Here is a 21,248-nt window from a genome sequence, read left to right on the forward strand (position 1 = left end):
AAAGAGAATACTATATAAAAAAGCAAGAAAGGAATGATTCAAGTTATGAGTAATAAAGTTTTATTAAGTTTTTCTTTAATAGTTATCAACATTATAAACAGTTTTTGTCCACAGGTGTTGTTGGCAAGTGAAACGTCGAAAAATGAAGAAGAAGTTAGAATTGTGGATAAAGTTATAAAAGAGAAAGATGATTACGTAGATGTAGATGTAATTATACCTCAGATAAGTGGTATATCTAATAAGAGTAAAGAAGCTCTGATAAATAAAGAAATAGAAAATTGGACTCTAGACTGGATTAAAGATATTAGACTAATTGCAAAAGAAAATTTCGATACAAATGTTAAGCCATTGGGGCCTTATGAAGCAAATGCTAGATATGAGGTTAAGAGTACTAAGAATCCTTTAAGTTTTTATATAGATTACTATCAGTTTACAGGGGGTGCTCATGGAATTACTACAAGAAAGTATTATAATATAGATAAAAAAAGTGGAGAAGTTTTAAAACTTAATAATTTATTTAAAGAGAAATATGATTATACAAGTTTGATAAATAAGCATATTCAAAGTGAAATAGACAAGAATAAAGATATGTATTTTACAGGTAAAGAGGGCTTTCAAGGAATAAAGGATAATCAAGGCTTTTTTATAGAAGGAAATAATTTAGTAATATTTTTTGCACAATATGAAATTGCACCATATGCTGGAGGAATGCCTGAATTTAGGATTCCTTTAGAAATATTTAAAAAGAGCTATGTCTATGATAAAATTAATAGTAAATAGTTAGGTTGAAAGGAAATAATATGAATAATATAAAAGATATTATATTAAAACAGAAGAATTATTATTTATCCGGGGAAACAAAAGATATTAATTTTAGAATAGATAATCTAAAAAAGTTAAAAAGATTAATAAAAGAGAATGAAGAAATTATTTTAGATGCTTTAAAAAAGGATTTAGGAAAATCAAATTTTGAAGGATACATAACTGAAATAGGAATGGTGTATGAAGAAATAAACATCATGATAAAAAATATAAAAAAATGGTCCCAAAAAGAAAAAGTAAAATCTTCAATTAATTATTATCCTAGTAAATGCTATGTATATAAAGAACCTTATGGAGTAGCTTTAATTATAGGACCGTTTAACTATCCTTTTCAGTTAATAGTATCTCCTTTAATAGGAGCAATTGGGGCAGGAAACTGTGCAGTTATAAAGCCTTCTGAGTATTCTGTTAATACATCTATGTTAATTGAAGAGATAATTAATAATAACTTTAATGATGAATATATTAAGGTGGTTAATCCAATGGGAGGAAAAGAGGTTGTTTCTGAATTGTTAGAACAACCTGTGGATTATATCTTTTTTACAGGTAGCGTAAGAGTAGGAAAGATAGTTATGGAAAAGGCCTCTAAGTCTTTAATTCCTGTTACTTTAGAGCTGGGAGGTAAAAGCCCATGTATTGTAGATAAAGATGCTAATATAAAGATGAGTGCAAAGAGAATTGCTTGGGGAAAATTTTTAAATGCTGGCCAAACATGCGTGGCACCAGATTATCTTTATGTACATAAAGATGTAAAAGTAGAGTTTTTAGAGGAGTTAGTTAAGGAAATAGAAGAGCAATTAGGGAAGAAACAAAAAGAAAGTCCTGATTATCCAAGAATAATTAGCGAGAGAGAGGTTAGAAGACTTTCTGAGTATTTAGATGAAGGAGAGGTATTCTATGGGGGAGAAGTATCTATAGAAGAAAAATATATATCTCCAACCATATTAGTAAATATAAAAGAAAAGGCTAAAATACTTGAAGAAGAGATATTTGGACCTATTTTTCCTGTATATGAATTTAATAATTTAGAAGAAGTAGTAAATAAGGTTAATAATGGAGATAAGCCATTAGCTTTATATTACTTTTCTGAAGATAAAAATAAAATTGAGTATGTGTTAAATAATACGTCATCAGGTGGAGTTACAATAAATGATACTGTAATACATGTTGCATCAACATATCTTCCCTTTGGTGGAGTAGGTAATAGTGGCATAGGTTCTTATCACGGAAAGGCTAGTTTCGATACATTTAGTCATAGAAAGTCTGTTTTAAAAAGAGGAACATTTATGGAATTACCCTTTAGGTTTGCTCCATATAATGATAAATTAAAATTAATGAAGAAAATATTAAAATAAAGGGGTTTTATGGTTATGAAAAAATATTTAGCTTTTGACATTGGGGGAACAAAAATTAAATGGGGTATATTAAATGAAGAAGGAGCTATTTTAGAAAAGGCTAGCTTTGATACAAGAAGAGAAAGTGAAGAATCATTTTTAGAAAATATAATAAAAATTGCTTTAGAAAGAAAAAATGAAGTTGAAGGTGTGGCTATAAGTATGCCAGGATTTATTGATTCTGTAAACGGTATACCAAAGGTTTGTTATGCAATAAGATGTATTGAAGGAAAATGTATTACAAAGATAATAGAAGAGAAAACTGGCCTAAAGGCTTCAGTAGAGAATGATGGAAAGTGTGTAGCTTTAGCAGAAAAGTTTAACGGAAATGCTACTGAATGTTCTGATTTTGTGTGTGTTACTATTGGAACAGGCATAGGTGGAGGAATCTATGTAAATAATAAATTACTTAGAGGAAGTACTTTCCAAGGTGGAGAGTTTGGATTTATGAGATGTAATGAAAAGGGAATGTATAGTAATACAGCATCAACTTTAGCATTAATAAAAGAATATATGAAATATAAGAATTTAGATAAAGCGGTAGATGGACAAGTTGTCTTTGAAGAAGGGGAAAAAGATCCTAAGGTAAAAGAAATAATAAATGAATGGTATGGATTAATTGCTATAGGAATATATAACTTAAGTGCCACTTTAAATCCAGAAAAAATACTTATTGGTGGCGGAGTAAGTGAAAGAGAAGAGTTTATAGAAGAAGTAGTAAATGCATTGGAAAATATAGAGGCTTGGAAGGATGTTAAGTGTGTCATTGAAAGGTGTAAGCATAAAAATGATGCGGGAATGATAGGGGCTGTTTATAATTTCCTTAATGAGTAATAAATAATTGGTTAGGAAGCTTTGTGGAGGCAAGGCTTCTTTTCTTTTGGAATTAAATATAAAATCTTGGGAAAACTATTTTAAGAATTATTTGTAAGGAGTGAAGACCTTGAGAGGTAGAGAAGTTTTAAGTGAATTAAATAATAGTTTTTCTAAGATAAAAAATAATTATAAATATATTAAATCTTTGTCAAAGCAGGGGGAAGAGGTCTTAAGTTCTGGTGAATGGCTATTAGATAATATATATCTAATAGAAAAAGAGTATAAGTCAATAAAGGAAAATATGCCTCATGATTATTTTTATAATTTACCTTATTCAGATGAAAAATTAGAAAGTAAAATTCAAAGAATATATTTTTATGCTAAAGAGTTTATTAAGAAGTATGAAGGAATAGTTACAGAAGATAAAGCAATAAGCTTTATACAAAGTAAGGATGAAAAGTTTACTATGGGTGAATTGTGGGCGTTTCCAATAATGCTACGAATAGCTATTATTTTGGAATTAGCAGATGTGACTGATATGCTTACAAATGTTCAAAATGAGAAAAAATTAGGAAAGGACCTTGCTTACCAGATTATAGATTCTATAAATAAAAATGATTTAGAAAATGTATTAGCCTATATTAATGAACATTATGAAAATATAGATGGCTTGCTTAAAGATGAGTTATTAAAAGTATTAAGAGATAATTCTATAGAAGAGAAAAGCGTATATGATTTAATCGAACAAAAGTCTAGGGGTTCTAGTGATAAGGAATCAGTAAAAAAGTATTTTATAGAAGGAACAATTGAGCAAAATATAAGTACATATATAAGTGCATTAAGAAGTATAGAGGGTATAAGTTGGAAGAATTTCTTTGATTCTACATCAATAGTAGAAAAAAAGTTGCAAACAGACCCCTATGGAACATATGAAAAAATGGACTTTAAGTCTAAGGACTATTATAGACATAGTATAGAAAAGTTAGCTAGAAAGTTTCAGGTAGATGAAATAACATTAACGGAAAAAGCACTTTATCTTGCTACTAGAGCTAAAGAGGAGGGAAAGAGAGCTTATAGAACCCATGTTGGATATTATCTTATAGATGATGGGATTAAAGATCTATCAAATGAGTTGAACCTACATGTTAAAGTTAATAATAAGTTTTCAGAAGGGCTATACATTACTATAAACATAGTATGTACCTTAATGATTGTTTCAGCAATTTTAGCATTTAGTTACGTTCTAGGAGCACGTTTTTCTACAGGACAACTGATTGTAGCTGCTTTACTTATGATAGTTCCAGCTAATGAGATAGTTGTAGCCCTTATTAATTGGTCTGTTAGCAAGTTAAAGCCAATAAGGCATGTTCCTAAGCTAGATTTATCAGAAGGAATTCCGGATAATAAGAAGACAATTATAGTAATACCAGCTATATTACCTAATGCAAAGAGAACTGAAGAATTAATGAAACAGCTTGAAGTATCTTACCTAGGTAATAAGGATAAAAATTTATACTTTGCTTTGTTAGGAGATTTTAAAGATAGTAAGGTTGAAAAAACTTCAGATGAAGAAGAAATAATAGAAGCTGGATTTAAAGAAGTATTAAGAATGAACAATAAGTATTTTAGTGGCGAAAAGCACTTTTTCTTTTTAAGCAGAAAAAAGATATATAACCCAAAAGAAGGGGTGTATATGGGTAAGGAAAGAAAAAGAGGCAAACTTATGGAGTTCATGAACCTCCTTAGAGGGGAAGAAAACCATACCTTCAGTGTAATGAGTAGTTATATAGGAACTTTAAAGGACATAAAATACATAATTACATTAGATGCAGATACTTTTATGCCAAGAGATTCAGCTATTAAATTAGTTGGAGCCATGAGTCATATTCTTAATAGGGCATGTGTTAAAAATAATTTTGTAAAACATGGATATGGGATTATGCAACCAAAGATAAGTATATCTTTAGAAAGTAAAGATAAGTCTGATTTCTCTAGAATTTTTGCTGGAGAAGGAGGAATCGATGGATATTCAATTGCTTATTCAGATACTTATGAAGATTTGTTTGGAGAAGGCAGCTTTACAGGTAAAGGAATAATAGATATAGATGCCTTTAAAGAAGTTCTTGAAGGAGAAATTCCAGATAATACTGTATTAAGTCATGATTTGTTAGAGGGCGCTTATGCAAGGTGTGCTTTGGTTACAGATGTAGAATTTATTGATAATTATCCATCTAGTTACGAATCAAGCTGTAAGAGAATACATAGATGGGTAAGGGGAGATTGGCAAATTTTTAAGTGGTTATTTTCTGAAAAGATATCAGTATTATCTAAGTGGAAGATATTCGATAACTTAAGAAGAAGTTTATTAGCTCCAGTGTTACTTTTATCTATAATATTAAATCTTACATTTTTAAATGGAAGTAATCAGATAACATTTTTATGCTTTTTAGGAGCCATAGTACCATTAGTATTTACAGTAACAGACTTTGTTGTTACTCCTAAGAATATGATTAGGGGTACATTTAAAAGTATGCAACAAATACTCTTAATAATTAGTTTTATACCATATCAAGCTTATCTTATGGTAGATGCTATCATAAGAACTATTTATAGAATGACAATATCTAAAAAACATAGATTACAATGGCAAACAGCAGAAGAGGCAGAAAGAACAACTAATAATTCATTAAGTTCTTACTCAAAGAGAATGTGGTTCTCTATTTTTTGTGGAATATTAGTAGCTGTTTTAGCCATAGATGAAAGATTTTTAATAAGTATAATAAATTTACCTCTAGCTGTTTTATGGATAGTGAGTCCATACATAGCTTACTACATAAGTATTCCTGTGAAAGAGGAAGTGTTTAAGCTTAAATATGAGGATAAAGAATACTTAAGAGATAATACAAGAAGAATATGGGCATATTATCAGGATTTTGTTAATGAAGAAAATAATTTTCTTGCACCAGATAACTATCAAGAACAACCATATAAAGGTGTGGCCAATAGAACTTCTCCTACTAATATTGGGATGGGTTTAATTAGTAATATTGTAGCCTATGACCTAGGTTATATAACTTTAGGAGAAGTTATTGATAGGATAGAGCTAATTTTGGATGGAATGAAAAAACTAGAAAAATATGAAGGACACTTTCTTAACTGGTATGATACCCAAAGTTGTGAACCACTATGGCCAAGATATGTTTCCACAGTAGATAGTGGGAATCTATTAGGATATTTGTGGATTATTAATACAACTTTAGAGGAATATAAAAATAATCCTTTAATAAGAATTCAAGAAATATTGGCATTAAGGGATTCTCTTAAAATAATTGGGTTAGAGGGTTTAATTAATAAAGAGTCATTAAATAAGATGGAAGTAAAAGATTATATTCCAACCTTGGAGAAACTTCTATTGGAATTAGAAGAAATTGATATAGAGAATGAAGAAGATAATGAAAAAATATATTGGATAGGAAAAACAAAAAAAGAAATAAAGTTAAAAATATCATATTATCAATACTTTTTAGATGGAGTAGAAAAGCTATTAGATAATAAGTCAATAAGGAAAGCACCATCTATAGAAAGTTTTCTAAATCATTTAGATGAGATTTTAGGATCATCTGGAGATGAGTTTAAGGAGGCTATAGAGGATAAGGTAAATAGTTTAAAGGTGCTTAAAGAAAGAATGAATAACATCATGTTAGATATTAATAATATGATGAATGATATGAACTTTAAGTTTTTATACAACAATGAAAGAGGATTATTTGCTATTGGATATAACTTAGAGGAAAATTCATTGGGAAATTCCTACTATGACTTGTTGGCATCAGAATCAAGGGCTACTTCATTTGTTACTATAGCAAGAGGCGAGGTTCCTAGTTCACATTGGTTTAATTTAAGTAGGGCTATGACTAATGCTTTTGGTGGAAAGAGCTTAGTTTCATGGAGTGGAACTATGTTTGAGTATTTCATGCCAGCATTAATAATGAAAAGCTATCCTAATACCCTACTACAAATGACATATGATTCAGTAATAAAGGCACAGAAAAATTTCACAAAGACAAAAGAAATACCTTGGGGAATTTCAGAGTCAGCATATTATCAATTTGATGTAGCAGATAATTATCAATATAAGGCTTTTGGTGTACCTGGAATAGGACTTAAAAGAGGGTTAGAAGATGAGCTAGTTATTTCTCCATACTCAACCTTAATGAGTTTACCTTACTCTAAAGATAGGGGAATAAGTAATCTTAGAGAATTAGAGAAAAAGGGCGCTTATGGTAGATATGGTTTTATTGAAGCTATAGATTATACTCCTAACAGAGTGAGTAAAATGGATAGTGGAGAAGATAGTAATGATAGTAAAGATGTTAGATGTTATATGGTGCATCATTTAGGTATGTCTTTGATGGGTCTAGATAATATTTTAAATAATAACGTATTTCAAGAGAGATTTCATAGAATTCCAGAGGTTAAGGCAACAGAATTATTACTAAAGGAAAAGATTCCAGAGAAGATTACCTTTGAACATGAACAAGATTTAACTATAAAGAAGGAAATATTAGAAAGAGAAAACTTTGTACCTAGAATATATGAGGGAATAAAGAGAGAAAATCCAGAGGTATTACTTTTATCAAATGGAAGTTACTCTACTATGTTAACCCTATCAGGTAGTGGATATGGTAAAAAGGATGGAATGACAGTTTATAGATGGAAGGGTGACAATACTTCAGATAGTAGTGGTATGTTCTTCTATATTAAAAATTTAAATTCTAATGATTATTGGAGTGCAACCTATGAACCATGTAAATATGGTGGGGAAGACTACAATGTAGAATTTACTTTAGATAAAGGAATATACAGCAGAAAAGATGGCTCTATTAAAACTACTATGGAGGTGGTTGTATCTCCTGAGGATGATGTTGAAGTAAGAAAGATCACTTTGAAAAATACAGGAGATAAGGGAAGAAGTCTTGAAGTTACAAGTTATATGGAGGTAACCCTTCAATCCTTTGAGGGTGATGCTGTTCATCCAAGTTTCTCAAATTTATTTATAGGAACAGAGTTTAATGATGAAGGAAAATGTCTTTTAGGAAATAGAAGGGCTAGAGTTAAGAATGGTACTGTACCTTATATATTCCACAAAGCTATTACATCATCAGAGATGGAAGGTGCAATTACCTATGAAACATCAAGGGTTAATTTTATAGGTAGAAATAGAGATTTAAGAAATCCTAGTGCAATGGATAATGATTCAGCCTTATTAAATACAGTAGGAATAGTCCTTGATCCTATTATGAGTATGAGAGTTAGATTAAGGCTTGAACCAGGGGATGTTAAGGAAGTTTATTATATAACTGGAACAACAAATGATAAAGAAGAAGCTTTGGTCCTTGCAGAAGAGTATGGAGAGGTTAGTAAATTAGAGAAGGTATTTAGTTCATATAATAAAGCTATTCAACTTGAATTAAAAGCTTTGGGAATAAAGTCTTCACAAGCAAATGTTTATCAAAGTTTAGCTTCCTATATACTATTCCTTCACAGTGGTAGAAGAGATAGAGAAGAATACATAAAAAACATTAGCAAACATCAACAAGACTTATGGGCTTATGGAATATCGGGTGATTTACCTATAGCTATGGCAGTAGTTAAAGGTGAAGAGGATATGGATTTAGTTAGAGGGATGATAAAGATGCATTATTATTGGAAGATTAAAGGATTAAAAGTAGATCTTCTAATTTATAATGATGAAGAGGCATCTTATGAACAACCAATGCAAAAAAGTATTATAAGTGCAATAAACCTATCTAAAGAAGGAGATATTCTTAATAAACCAGGTGGAATATTCCTTCATAATAAATCCACTATGGGTGAAGATATAAAAGACTTCATTATAGGAATATCAGCCTTATATGTAGATAGTGAAAAGGGCTCTATAATAACTCAAATTAAAGAAGTGGATACAAGTGAAGAGGTTGAATTCCTAAGACATAAGGAATTGGTTGAAAAGGGTAAGATAAATGTACAAATAAATAAAGAAGAAAAAGTAGATTATGGTGAGAAAATTCTTAGGAATATAGAAGAACTACCTGAAAATAGAGATTCTAGAAATGATGATTTAAGTAAAAAATTAGATTTTTGGAATGGATATGGAGGCTTTGATCCAGAAGATAAGAGTTATGTTATAAGGTTAAATGACTATAATAATACTCCTGCTCCATGGATAAATGTAGTTTCAAACGAAGACTTTGGATTCCATATATCGGAAGTGGGTTCAGGATATACATGGTGTGGAAATAGTAGAGAGAATAAAATAACTCCTTGGAGTAATGACTGGGTAATAGATCCCCCAGGAGAAGCGCTTTATATTAGAGATAATAACAGTGGAGTGTATTTCTCTATAACTCCTAAACCAGTTAGGGATGGAGGAGAATATATTATTAAGCACTCTTTTGGATACTCTACATTTACCCATACAGCCTATAATATAAAAGGTGAAATGCAGATTTTCTGTCCTAAGGGAGAAAAGTTAAAAATACAAAAGATTACTTTAGAGAATCTATTAGATAAGGAAAGAGAAGTATCAATATACTATTATGCTCAATTAGTATTAGGGGTATTTAATTATGGAAGTGCAAAATATATTTCTACAGAGCTAGAAGAAAATTATATTTGTGGTCAAAATCCATATAGTCAATACTTTGGAAATATGAGAGCGTACTTAACTATTTTAGGTGGAGAAACTTTATCTTTTACAGGTGATAGAAAAGAATTCCTTGGAGTAGGTGAGGATATGTCTTCTCCTAATGCTTTAAATTATAAAAACTTATCTAATAAGACAGGAAGTATATATGATCCTTGTTTAGCAACTGAAACTAAGATTAAATTAGCTCCAAAGGAGAAAAAGGAGATAATTATACTATTTGGTCAAGATGAAAGTAAGGAGAATATATCAAAATTAATAGATAAGTATAAAAATATTGAAGAATGTCACAAAGCCTTAGATGAAGTAAAACAATATTGGTCAAATTTCCTAGGAAATATACAAGTAGAGACAAAAGATAAGTCTATGGATTACTTGATTAATGGTTGGTTGCTATATCAAACTTATAGTTGTAGATATTTAAGCAGAACTGCTTTCTACCAATCAGGAGGAGCCTATGGTTTTAGAGATCAACTTCAAGACTCTATGAATTTAGGAATTGTTGATTCTAATATAGCTAAGGCTCAAATAATAAGGAATGCATCAAGACAATACCTAGAGGGAGATGTACAACATTGGTGGCATCCTGTTGTAAATAGTGGAATAAGAACAAGATTTTCTGATGATTTATTATGGATGCCATATGCTACAGCTCAATACATAAGAAGAACAGGGGATTATAGCATATTAAATGAAAAAGCCCCTTATCTTGAAGATGAACCACTAAGAGAGGGAGAAGATGAAAGATATACAATTGTAAATAATTCTCCTACTGAAGGTACTATTTATGAACATTGTATTAGAGCTATAGAAAAAGGTTTGAAATTTGGAGAACATAATATACCTTTAATGGGCAGTGGTGACTGGAATGATGGAATGAGCACTGTTGGTAATAAGGGCAAAGGTGAAAGTGTATGGCTTGGATGGTTCATTTGTGATATATTAAATGACTTCCAAGATATATGTAAATATATGAAGGACGAGGAAAGTCTAAATAGATATTCTGAAATGAAGGAGTTTATTAGAGAAAATATTGAAAAGAATGCTTGGGATGGTGGATGGTACAGAAGAGCATACTTTGATGATGGTACTCCACTTGGCTCAAGAGATAATGAAGAATGTCAAATAGATTCCTTAGCAGAAAGTTGGTCATTAATTTCAGGTGCTGGTAAAAATGAAAGAGCCGTTGAAGCAATGGAGGCTGTAGATAGGAACCTAGTTAGAGAAGATAAGGGAATGATTTTACTATTAGCACCACCATTTGAAAAATCATCATTAGAGCCTGGATATATTAAAGGCTATGTTGCCGGTGTTAGAGAAAATGGAGGGCAATATACTCATGCAGCGGTATGGGTAATCTTAGCCTTAACTAAACTAGGATTGGGAGATAAGGCTTGGAAGTATTACAACATGATTAATCCTATTAACCATTCAAAAACTGAACTTGAATGTAGAACATATAAGGTTGAACCATATGTTATGGCAGCTGATGTATACATTAAAGAACCTCATGGTGGAAGAGGAGGCTGGAGCTGGTATACTGGAGCTTCAGGATGGATGTATAAAGTAGGTATTGAAGATATTCTAGGCTTAAAACATGTAGAAGGAAAAGGATATAAAGTAGAACCTTGCGTGCCAGAAGATTGGACTGAATATAACATTAAGATTAATAATGAAAAAGAACATTATGATATTAAGGTTATAAGAGGTAAAGAAAATAAGATAAGAATAGATGGCAAGGAAGTGGATATAATTCCTAAAGAGGCAGGCACTTTAAAAATAGAAGTTGAGTTTAAGTAATAAGAGTAATAGAGAAAAGAGAAGCTGCTTTGGTGGCTTCTCTTTTCTTTCATTGTTTACAGGGTATAGAAAAATGTGTAAAATAGAATTGGTTAGGTGGTGAATTTTGGTGAATAATAGTAAAAAAGGGTTAGGAATTATTATTGTATTATTTATTGTCCTAATAGGGGTTTTAACTCTTGGTATCCTTAAAGAAAAGAAAATGCAAAAAGATAGTGAGAGTGTAACTTCAGAATGGGTTGCGTCAAAAGATAACAATACTAGTAAAGCCGATAAGAAGGAAGAAGAAAAGCCTTCAGATGAAGAAAAAAAAGAAGAGCAAGAAGCACCAAAAGAAGAAAATAAGGGGCTTTATAGCAAATTGAAAAATAAGTCTGATGTAAGAATGCTTGTATTAGGTGATGGATTGGCCCTTAGTCAAGGAAGAAATACTACAGCTGGTATGTGGGATAAAGAAATCGCAAATTGGATGACTAATACATATGGTAGCAAGGTAGAATTAGTTTCCCTTGCAAGAGCTGGTGCAACATCAGGAGTAGGTTATGAAGTTGCTGCAAATAATGATATAAGTAATTACGATTTAATCATTATTTGTTTTGGACAAAATGACAATAATAAACTAACTAACATTAATACTTTTAATGCTAACTATAAGGGAATAGTAAATAAGGTAAAAGAGAAAAATCCGGATGGTACAATTTTACCTATATTACCAAGTACATTAGTTGGAGATAATGCATATAGAGTTGCTATACAAAATATTGCAAAAAATAATAATCTTAATGCAATTGATGTAAGCAATGAGTTTGCAAACTCTGGTGTAGCAATAAATCAACTTGTAGGTAACGGTGGCTTACCTAATGATAAAGGTTATGGATTATATATTAAGGCTGTAACTAAGTATATAGAAAGTTCAATGAATTAATTAATGGGGGAACAAAGGATGAAGCTATTTGTAACTGATTTAGATGGAACTTTAGTTGAATATAATAATATAACAGATGAAAATCTTGAAGGAATTAATAGACTAAATGCTTCAGGAGAGCTTTTAGCAGTTGCAACAGGAAGAGCCTATAATAGTTGTACTTTTTTAAAAGAAAAGTATGGAGTGAAAGTAGATTATTTAATTCTCTTAAATGGTGGATTAATAATAGACAAGGATGGTAAGGTAGTTCATCATAAAGAAATATCTTATAATACAGTAAAAAGCATTATAACTGATGTAAAAAGTGATGATTCTGTAATATCTGTGGAAACAGGATATACTTCTTATGTAGTTCATGGAAGATATAAAGAAGATATAGATTGGAACGGTTTAGAATATGAAAATTTAGAAAATATAAAAGACAAAAACTTGTCTTTAATTTCTCTTTATTATCCAGAGTCAGATATAGAGGAAGTTGAGAAAATATGTAGGCTAATTAATGAAAAATATTCAGATGAAGTAGTTGCATATAGAAATACTTGCTTTATTGATGTGGTTCCTAAAGGTTGCTCTAAAGGAGAAGGGGTAAACTATGTAAAGGAAAGAGAAAACATAGATACTAAAGATACATATGCTATAGGGGATTCTTATAATGATATACCAATGTTTAAAGAATCAGGACATTCTTTTACCTTTGAGAATGTAGAGGATGGAATAAAGAAGGAAGCAGATTATGTTGTTTCTTCAGTAGCAGAAGCCATAAAAAATTATTGCTTAAAGTAGTATAAAGATAACCAATTTTTATTTGTTGTTTTTTGGAATGATTTTTGATAAAATAGACTATGTTTTTCAAAAATGTAATGGAGGGTTTGATATGCCTGTAAGAATAGCAATACTAGGTGGACCTAGATGTGGAAAGACTACTTTGATGCAACAATTATATGTAGATTTAAAAATTAGAGATATTAATGTAGGTGCAGCTTCAGAATATAGCACCGATTATTTAAGAGATAAAGGTATGATTGAAAACATAGCTGAACAATATGGAATATACTTAGGTCAGCTACAGTTAGAACAAGAGTTAGAACAATTTGATTATGCAATTACAGACTATGCAACTTTTGTACCATATATATATGGAAGATTTATGCTTGGTGATAAAGAAAGAAGCAAGAAAGAAATTGAAATCTTAAAGGATTTATATGTTCTTGCTTTAAGAGATTTACCTAAGTATGATTATATATTCTTTGTTCCAAGAGAATTTGGTTACACAAAGGATGGAGTAAGATGGCAAGATGAAGAAATGGCATCTGCAGTAGATAATGCAATACTTAATTTCTTACAATCAGAAAATGTTAAGTATGATGTTATAACTGGTAATACAAAAGAAAGAGCAGAAGCAATATTAAAGAAAATTAATTTGGTATAATCAGTTCAATAAAAGCTCTGGTATAAAAGGATGGTCCAGAATATGATAAAAAATATAAAGCAAAATTTATTGAAAACTTTCACTATAGTATTTATAATAACTATGTTTTTTTTAGTATGGACAGCCATATTTAATAATGGATCCCTATTTAGAGAATTAAATATATACGTTGAAATAATAGGAGCAATAGGTTTTATTGCTCTTTTATGGCTTATATATAAAATTTTAAATAGGATTGATGAAAGGCATCTTTGGATTATAGTAGGTTTTTCCTTTATTACAATAATAATATTACAACTATTTTTTATAAGATACTTTAGAGTAAATCCATCTTGGGATTTTGATGTTATTATTGGGGGAGCTAAAGCAATTGCTAATGGTGATAAGTATTTATGGTCTTATTTTTATGAACGCTATCCTAATAATAGTGGAATTACATTAGTGTTAGCATTTATTTATAGTTTTGTTAAGAAGTTTACAGCAAATAATGATATATATCTATATGTAGGATATTTATTAAATATAATAATGGTAAACCTATCGGTATATGTGATTTATAAGTTTTCTAAGGAGGAATTTGGAAAAAGATTTTCCGCATTAGTGAGTATTTTTTGTATATTTGTTACTCCGCTGTATACATATACCACTATTGTTTATACTGATACAATTACTGCTGTATTTCCTATTCTAGAATTTTATTTATTATATAAGGTTTTAAAGACTAATAGTAAAAAGAAGTGGTTATACATAAGTTCTTTAGGTGTTTTAGCAGCAATTGGGACTATATTAAAAACTAATATTTTAATTTCATTTATTGCAATAGTTATTATTTGTATTTTCTTATTAAGAAATATTGACTTATTAAAGTCTCTAATAATTTTGCTTGCGTCATTTAGTATAGTTATGGTTATAGGTAAAGGTATAATTTCTGAAAGGTTTCCAATAAAATATGAAGATGCAGGTTTTCCGTATACTCATTGGATAATGATGGGGTTAAAGAACCAAGGCGGGTATGATGGGTATGATGTTAACTTTACAAGCGATATATGTAAAAAGCAAGGTAAGGAAGCTGCTGAAAGAGCTAATGTTGAAGAAATAAAAAATAGATTAAAGAATTATGGGGTTAAAGGATATTTGAACTTTTTAAAAGAAAAAATTTCATTTACTTGGGGAGATGGCACATACTATGCGCCTAATAAGTTAAGAAGAGAACCAATAAATACTAATAATATGCAGGAATATGTAATTGGAGAAAAAAATCAAGCTTATATTTATTTAAGTCAATTTGTTCATATAGTAATTTTAATAGGTATTACTATAAGTGGTGTTATGTCATATAAAAGGTATGATGTTATAAAAGGAATACAGATATGCATTTTTGGGGTTTTTCTATTTTTAATATTATGGGAAACTAGATCTAGATATTTAGTTTGTTACTTACCTTTAATGATATTTTGTGCAATGGATGGATTTAATAGTATATTTAAAAGTGTAGAAAGTAAAATAATATTGAATAATTCATAAAAGCTAAGCAAAATTAATATAATGATATAGATAATAGAATACAGATGTAGCTCCACTGAAAGTGGAGCTATTTTTATTCTTTAGGAAATTATAATTTCCTTACCTTTAGTAGGAGATGGTGTGATATTTGTTTTGATGTGACTTGGAGCTTACGACGGAACAAGCAAAATAAATATCACACCCGCCTTTTTTAGTCTTCGTAGTTATGATTGTCGTCTATTATATCATCACCTTCATCAAAAAGACTTTCTGTATAATCAAATTCTTGCCATGCTATATTATTTACAGCTATATCATCAACGGCAGGATTAGGAAGAGGTGTGGAATCTCCATTAGGAGCATAGCTTCTTATCTCATCTTCAGTTGGATGATAGTCTGTTCTCACTTTAGGCAAATATGCTTTTTTCTTGCTCATAAAGTATCCCTCCTTAAATTTATATAAATAGTTTTACCGTAAGGAGAGAAAAAAATGCAGCTAAATATTTAAAATCTTTTTATATATTACGTCTGCTATCCCATCTTCTTCATTAGAAAGAGTAATATAATCAGCTTTTGACTTTATATAATCAGATGCGTTATTCATAGCAACACCAAGTCCAGCAAATTGGAGCATGTCTATATCATTATCTCCATCACCAAAGGCAATTACTTCATTTGGTGAAATATCTAGGTGTTTGCATAAAGCTTTTAAAGCATTAGATTTACTACAATCTTTGTTCATAAATTCAAAAATGAATGAAACTGTTCTTAATGCATTATATTTTTCAAAGTATTCCTTAGGAATCTTTTTAACTGCCTCATCTAACTTTTCTTTTTCATCTAAAATCATTGTTTTTATAATAAAATCATTATCATTTATATCATTTTCTATATCCATAATTTTAACATCTATATTATTATGCAAAGTTTCAGCTTCAGTATATTTATTCTCTTTTGGCGCAATGCAGCATTCATCAATAAAACCATGAAATTCAACACCTAAGGATTTAGAAAGTTTATAAATATCTTTAAAATCTTTTCCTGTTAACCCGTTTCTAACTATAGGCTTTAAAGTTTTTGTATTATAAATAGAAGAACCATTATAAGCAATAACATATTCATCATCATTTATTAAATCTAACTCTTCTAAATAATTCATAACTCCCTGAATAGGTCTTCCAGTAGTAATAACTATTTTTATTCCTTTTTCTTTAGCTAGATTAATAGCCTTTTTCGTTTCTTGTGATATTGTATTATTACCTTTTAATAAAGTTCCATCCATATCAAGAGCAATCAGTTTAAACATAAGAACCTCCCAAAACCAACAAATTCTATGTCTATTATACAGTAAAATGTGGTATAATCTAAAGATGTGTAAAAATATACTTAATGTTAATATAGAGGAGGCATAAGCTTTGGCTGATTATATAAATGAGATTAACAAAAGAAGAACCTTTGCAATTATTTCTCACCCAGATGCAGGTAAGACTACACTTACAGAAAAGTTCTTATTATATGGAGGAGCTATAAGACTTGCAGGTTCTGTTAAAGCAAGAAAAGCATCTAAGCATGCTGTGTCAGACTGGATGGAAATAGAAAAGCAAAGAGGTATTTCTGTTACATCATCTGTTATGCAATTTAATTATGGTGGACATTGCATCAACATACTAGATACTCCAGGACACCAAGATTTCTCAGAAGATACATATAGAACACTTATGGCAGCAGATTCAGCAGTAATGGTTGTTGACGCAGCAAAAGGTGTAGAAGATCAAACAAGAAAGCTATTCCAAGTTTGTTCTTTAAGAGAGATGCCTATTTTCACATTTATAAATAAGATGGATAGAGAATCTAGAGATCCATTTGAATTATTAGAAGAAATAGAAAATGAATTAGGCATAAAAACATACCCAATGAACTGGCCTATAGGCTCAGGTAAAGACTTTAAGGGTGTATATGAAAGAGATAATAAAAGAATCATTGCTTTTAATGGTGGGGACCACGGACAAACAGAAGTAGAAGCTATTGAAGGTAATGTAGAAGATGATAAATTCAGAGAAATTCTAGGAGAAGCTCTTCATGATAAGTTAATGGAAGATATAGAGCTTCTAGATATTGCTGGAGATGATTTTGATATAGAAAAGGTTAGAAGTGGAGAATTAACTCCTGTATTCTTTGGATCAGCATTAACTAACTTTGGTGTAGAACCATTCTTAGAACATTTCTTAGAAATGACTACATCACCACTATCAAGAAATTCAGATATAGGAGAAATTGACCCATTTGATGATAAATTCTCTGCCTTTGTATTCAAGATACAAGCTAATATGAACAAAGCTCATAGAGATAGAATTGCATTTATGAGAATTTGTTCAGGTAAGTTTGAAAAAGGTATGGAAGTTATGCACATGCAAGGTGGTAAAAAAATTAAACTTGCCCAACCTCAACAATTTATGGCTCAAGATAGAGAAATAGTTGAAGAAGCATATGCAGGGGATATTATAGGGGTATTTGACCCAGGTATATTTGCAATTGGTGATACTTTATGTTCTCCATCAAAGAAGTTTAAGTTTGAAGGTATTCCAGCCTTTGCTCCAGAACACTTTGCAAGAGTAAGACCAGTAGACACTATGAAGAGAAAACAATTTATAAAGGGTGTAACTCAAATAGCTCAAGAAGGAGCAATTCAAGTATTTAAAGAACTTCACATAGGAATGGAAGAAATAATAGTTGGAGTTGTTGGTGTACTTCAATTTGAAGTTTTAGAATATAGACTTAAGAGTGAATACAATACAGATATTAAGATGGAAAGACTTCCTTATAGATATGTAAGATGGATTGAAAACAAGGATTTAGATCCAGATACGCTAAATCTTACTTCAGATACTAAGAAGGTTAAAGACTTTAAGGATAGAAATCTTCTTATATTCCAAAACGACTGGGGAATATCCTGGGCTTTAGACCATAATAAAGGAATTATTCTTTCAGGTGTAGGAAAAACAGAGTAATAGAAGGTACAAGGTAAGAAAGTACGAGGTAATAAAAAAACTTCACTAGCAAGCTAGTGAAGTTTTTTTATTACATAACTGTGCGTACACTGCTTTTTACTTCATATCTAATACTTTGTTACCTATCTAAAGTTGATTTGTTACATAGTAATAATAATATCTTATGGCGTCATCTACTATTTCTCCAACAGGCATATTAACATCTAGACTAAAGCCCTTTAATTCATTTAACATTTTTACAGTTGATTTTCTAAGAGCATAGCTTCTCTTACAATCAAAAGGTTCCCTATCATTATTAATTACTCCTACAGTAAAGTTGTTAAAAACAGTATCATTTCTAGATTTATCAGATATGGATTTTTCTTTGAATTGATTAGTAGTGTTCTTTTCAGTTTCATTTGTCAATAGTTTTTCATCATCAGGTTCTTGAAAGTTAAAAGTCATAACGGTTCTTGCAGTTGGATCTCTGAAAATTTTTTCTTCCTGATCCCAAACATCATCTAATATTTCTACATCTTCAGAACAAATATCACTGTTCTGTTTTTTCTTTGCCATTGCATCACTCCTTTATGGAAAATATTTACAATATAATTATAATAAATAATATGTCTTATAACAATAAAATTATTTATTTAATAAAAGAATATATGTTTTAAAAGAAGTAAAGAATATTTATTCTTTTAAAATATTAATAATAAAAATAATATTCTAAAAATAAATAAGTTTGGGAGCTGTAAAAAATCATTCATTAGAAATTTTTAAATGAAAAAAGAAATGCTGCTTTAAGAATTATAGTTTTAAAAGTGCTATACTTACAATTTGTTTTTTAATCCAAATCGTAGATAATCATTCAAATTGAATCAATTGGAATTTGCTTTTAAAATTTTAAAAGAGTCTATGAAAAAATATAAATGAAAATACATTTTTGAGATCGAACAAGCTGTATGTAAAAAGTTTATTCAATTTTAGACTTCTAGAGCGTAATGAGTTTATTAAGAATGCTGTAGGTAAAATTAAAACAGGCACACTTCTATAGCTATGTTAATAAGAAACACGAAGTATTTAAACTATAAGTAGAAAAAAGTTCACTTTATTAAAAAAGATAATAAAAAATGAACGACAAGAAGGTTGGAGATTCGACAAATATAAAGAAAGAGATGAATAAGTTTTCATTAACAGAATAACTGGTCTAGACAAGCGTGAAAATACTGTGAACATGTGAAGAAATATTTATTTATAAAGCTCTTTGTCGAAGAAAAGGGGCTTCTTTTAATTGAATTTTTAGATTTAAAATTTAAAATAGAATATGTAGTAAAGTTAAGAGCGGAACGTTCGTGAAAAGGTGAATAATTATTAGCAAAATTGAAAATATATATGTAATGAATAAGTGTTGTGTATATTTTTTTGTTAACAAATGTAGTTCTTGATGTTAAAATAAATAATGTATGTATATTTGGATAATATAAGTTAAGATTTATGGAGGAAAGTAGAATGAATGAAGAAATCATCAAAATTGAAGATATAGTAGATGGGCTGAAAAAGAGATGGCAAATAATAGTTACAATAACTCTTATAGCAACAATTATATCTGCAGTTGTAAGTTTTTTTATAATAAGGCCTAAATATGAAGCATCCGCAAAACTATTTGTTGGTAAGGAAGCTTCAACAGAAAGCTACAATAATAGTGATATAACAATGTATCAACAATTGGTAAAAACATATACAAGCCTTATAAAAACAGAAGATTTAGTAGGTAAGGCATTAAAGGATAATAATATAGATTTAGATCCCCAGAAAGTAGTATCGGCATTATCTGCAGAACAAATAACAAACACTCAATTAATGCAGGTTAAGTACATAAGTAAGAATAAAGAAGAGGCAGCTAATGTAGTAAAAGCAGTAACAGATGAATTTATTAAAGAATCATCAGCATTAATAAAAAATGCAGATGTAAAGATAATTGAAAGTGTAAAGCTACCTGAAAAACCAGTAAGTCCTAATAAGAAGATGAATATAGCAATAGCTATGTTACTAGGTTTAATGGTTGGAGTTGGACTAGCATTATTATTAGAGTTTATGGATAATACATTTAAGGACAAAGAGTCATTAGAAAATATTATAGGAGTACCTGTTTTAGGTGCGATTCCAGATCAAGAAAAGGTTAAATAAAGGAGAATTATATGTTTATAGTAGAAAAGAAACCTAATTCTATAGCAGCAGAAGCCTATAGAACTTTAAGAACTAATATACAATATTCATCTTTTGATAAAGAGATAAAAACTATGGTGATAACAAGCTCTGAGCCTGGAGAAGGTAAGTCAACTACTGCAGGTAATATGGCTTTATCCTTTGCTCAATCAGAAAAAAGTGTTATTTTAATAGATTGTGACTTAAGAAAGCCTTCCCTTCACAGAAATTTTAAGGTGTCTAATTTAGTTGGGTTATCTGATGTATTAATAGGAAAAGAAAAAATGAATGATGCGGTAACTGAATATAGTGAAAATCTTCATATTTTGACATCAGGAAAATTACCTCCAAACCCATCAGAGATGCTTGGGTCAAAAGCAATGGGAAGACTTTTAGAAGAGCTAAAGAGCAAATATGACATAATTATACTAGATAGTGCTCCGTTACAAGCTGTAACAGATGCTCAAATTCTTTCTACTAAGGTAGATGGAACAATTTTAGTAGTAAGAGCAGAAAAAACAAAAAGAGATTCAGTACAACAAGCAAAAGCACTTTTAGATAAAGTAGGTGCCAATATATTAGGAAGTGTACTTAATGGTGTTGAAAACACTAGAAAGAAATATTACTACTATTATGGTAATGAAGGCAAGTAAGAGGG

The 21,248-nt window shown here is 29.9% G+C and carries 14 protein-coding genes; 11 read left to right on the top strand and 3 right to left on the bottom strand.

Features of this window, described 5'->3' with window-relative positions; translation table 11 throughout:
- Window positions 1-45: 45 nt before the first annotated feature.
- The 8 genes from I4V16_RS07465 to I4V16_RS07500 all read left to right on the top strand — a co-directional run bounded on the left by I4V16_RS07465 (window position 46) and on the right by I4V16_RS07500 (window position 15,416).
- Window positions 46-780: a DUF3298 and DUF4163 domain-containing protein gene (locus tag I4V16_RS07465; RefSeq protein ID WP_195572999.1), complete on the top strand. Its 735-nt coding sequence runs from the start codon at window positions 46-48 to the stop codon at window positions 778-780.
- 20 nt (window positions 781-800) lie between these two features.
- Entirely contained in the window at window positions 801-2,177 is a 1,377-nt protein-coding gene (locus I4V16_RS07470) for an aldehyde dehydrogenase (RefSeq protein WP_195573001.1), read from the top strand.
- 15 nt (window positions 2,178-2,192) lie between these two features.
- Window positions 2,193-3,050, top strand: coding sequence for an ROK family protein (locus I4V16_RS07475; RefSeq protein ID WP_195573002.1), 858 nt, complete (start codon window positions 2,193-2,195; stop codon window positions 3,048-3,050).
- A gap of 109 nt (window positions 3,051-3,159) precedes the next feature.
- The gene (locus tag I4V16_RS07480; RefSeq protein ID WP_207745420.1) at window positions 3,160-11,538 is read left to right on the top strand and encodes a glucoamylase family protein; all 8,379 of its coding nucleotides are present in this window, start codon (window positions 3,160-3,162) and stop codon (window positions 11,536-11,538) included.
- A 109-nt stretch (window positions 11,539-11,647) separates the two neighbouring features.
- A complete protein-coding gene (locus tag I4V16_RS17450) occupies window positions 11,648-12,463 on the top strand; it encodes an SGNH/GDSL hydrolase family protein (protein WP_195573006.1) in 816 nt (271 codons plus the stop codon).
- 18 nt (window positions 12,464-12,481) lie between these two features.
- Window positions 12,482-13,246, top strand: a complete 765-nt coding sequence (locus I4V16_RS07490) for a Cof-type HAD-IIB family hydrolase (RefSeq protein WP_195573007.1) — start codon at window positions 12,482-12,484, stop codon at window positions 13,244-13,246.
- 91 nt (window positions 13,247-13,337) lie between these two features.
- Window positions 13,338-13,892, top strand: coding sequence for an AAA family ATPase (locus I4V16_RS07495; RefSeq protein ID WP_195573009.1), 555 nt, complete (start codon window positions 13,338-13,340; stop codon window positions 13,890-13,892).
- Between the two features lie 42 nt (window positions 13,893-13,934).
- The gene (locus I4V16_RS07500; RefSeq protein ID WP_195573011.1) at window positions 13,935-15,416 is read left to right on the top strand and encodes a glycosyltransferase family 39 protein; all 1,482 of its coding nucleotides are present in this window, start codon (window positions 13,935-13,937) and stop codon (window positions 15,414-15,416) included.
- 190 nt (window positions 15,417-15,606) lie between these two features.
- Here the strand turns inward: I4V16_RS07500 and I4V16_RS07505 are convergent, their stop codons facing one another.
- Both I4V16_RS07505 and I4V16_RS07510 read right to left on the bottom strand, forming a co-directional pair.
- Window positions 15,607-15,831: a hypothetical protein gene (locus I4V16_RS07505; protein WP_027097196.1), complete on the bottom strand. Its 225-nt coding sequence runs from the start codon at window positions 15,829-15,831 to the stop codon at window positions 15,607-15,609.
- A gap of 60 nt (window positions 15,832-15,891) precedes the next feature.
- A complete protein-coding gene (locus I4V16_RS07510; protein ID WP_195573013.1) occupies window positions 15,892-16,701 on the bottom strand; it encodes a Cof-type HAD-IIB family hydrolase in 810 nt (269 codons plus the stop codon).
- A 109-nt stretch (window positions 16,702-16,810) separates the two neighbouring features.
- Here I4V16_RS07510 and I4V16_RS07515 point away from each other — a divergent pair, with 109 nt between their 5' ends.
- The gene (locus I4V16_RS07515; protein ID WP_099329354.1) at window positions 16,811-18,403 is read left to right on the top strand and encodes a peptide chain release factor 3; all 1,593 of its coding nucleotides are present in this window, start codon (window positions 16,811-16,813) and stop codon (window positions 18,401-18,403) included.
- Window positions 18,404-18,529: 126 nt separating this feature from the next.
- Here the strand turns inward: I4V16_RS07515 and I4V16_RS07520 are convergent, their stop codons facing one another.
- On the bottom strand, window positions 18,530-18,958 hold the full coding sequence (locus tag I4V16_RS07520) for a hypothetical protein (protein WP_099329294.1): 429 nt from the start codon (window positions 18,956-18,958) through the stop codon (window positions 18,530-18,532).
- 936 nt (window positions 18,959-19,894) lie between these two features.
- Here I4V16_RS07520 and I4V16_RS07525 point away from each other — a divergent pair.
- Window positions 19,895-20,572, top strand: a complete 678-nt coding sequence (locus I4V16_RS07525; protein ID WP_099329293.1) for a Wzz/FepE/Etk N-terminal domain-containing protein — start codon at window positions 19,895-19,897, stop codon at window positions 20,570-20,572.
- Window positions 20,573-20,583: 11 nt separating this feature from the next.
- The gene (locus I4V16_RS07530) at window positions 20,584-21,243 is read left to right on the top strand and encodes a CpsD/CapB family tyrosine-protein kinase (protein WP_099329292.1); all 660 of its coding nucleotides are present in this window, start codon (window positions 20,584-20,586) and stop codon (window positions 21,241-21,243) included.
- Window positions 21,244-21,248: the final 5 nt, after the last annotated feature.

Source organism: Clostridium sp. 1001283B150210_160208_E6 (assembly GCF_015669365.1).
GTDB lineage: Bacteria > Bacillota > Clostridia > Clostridiales > Clostridiaceae > Clostridium > Clostridium paraputrificum.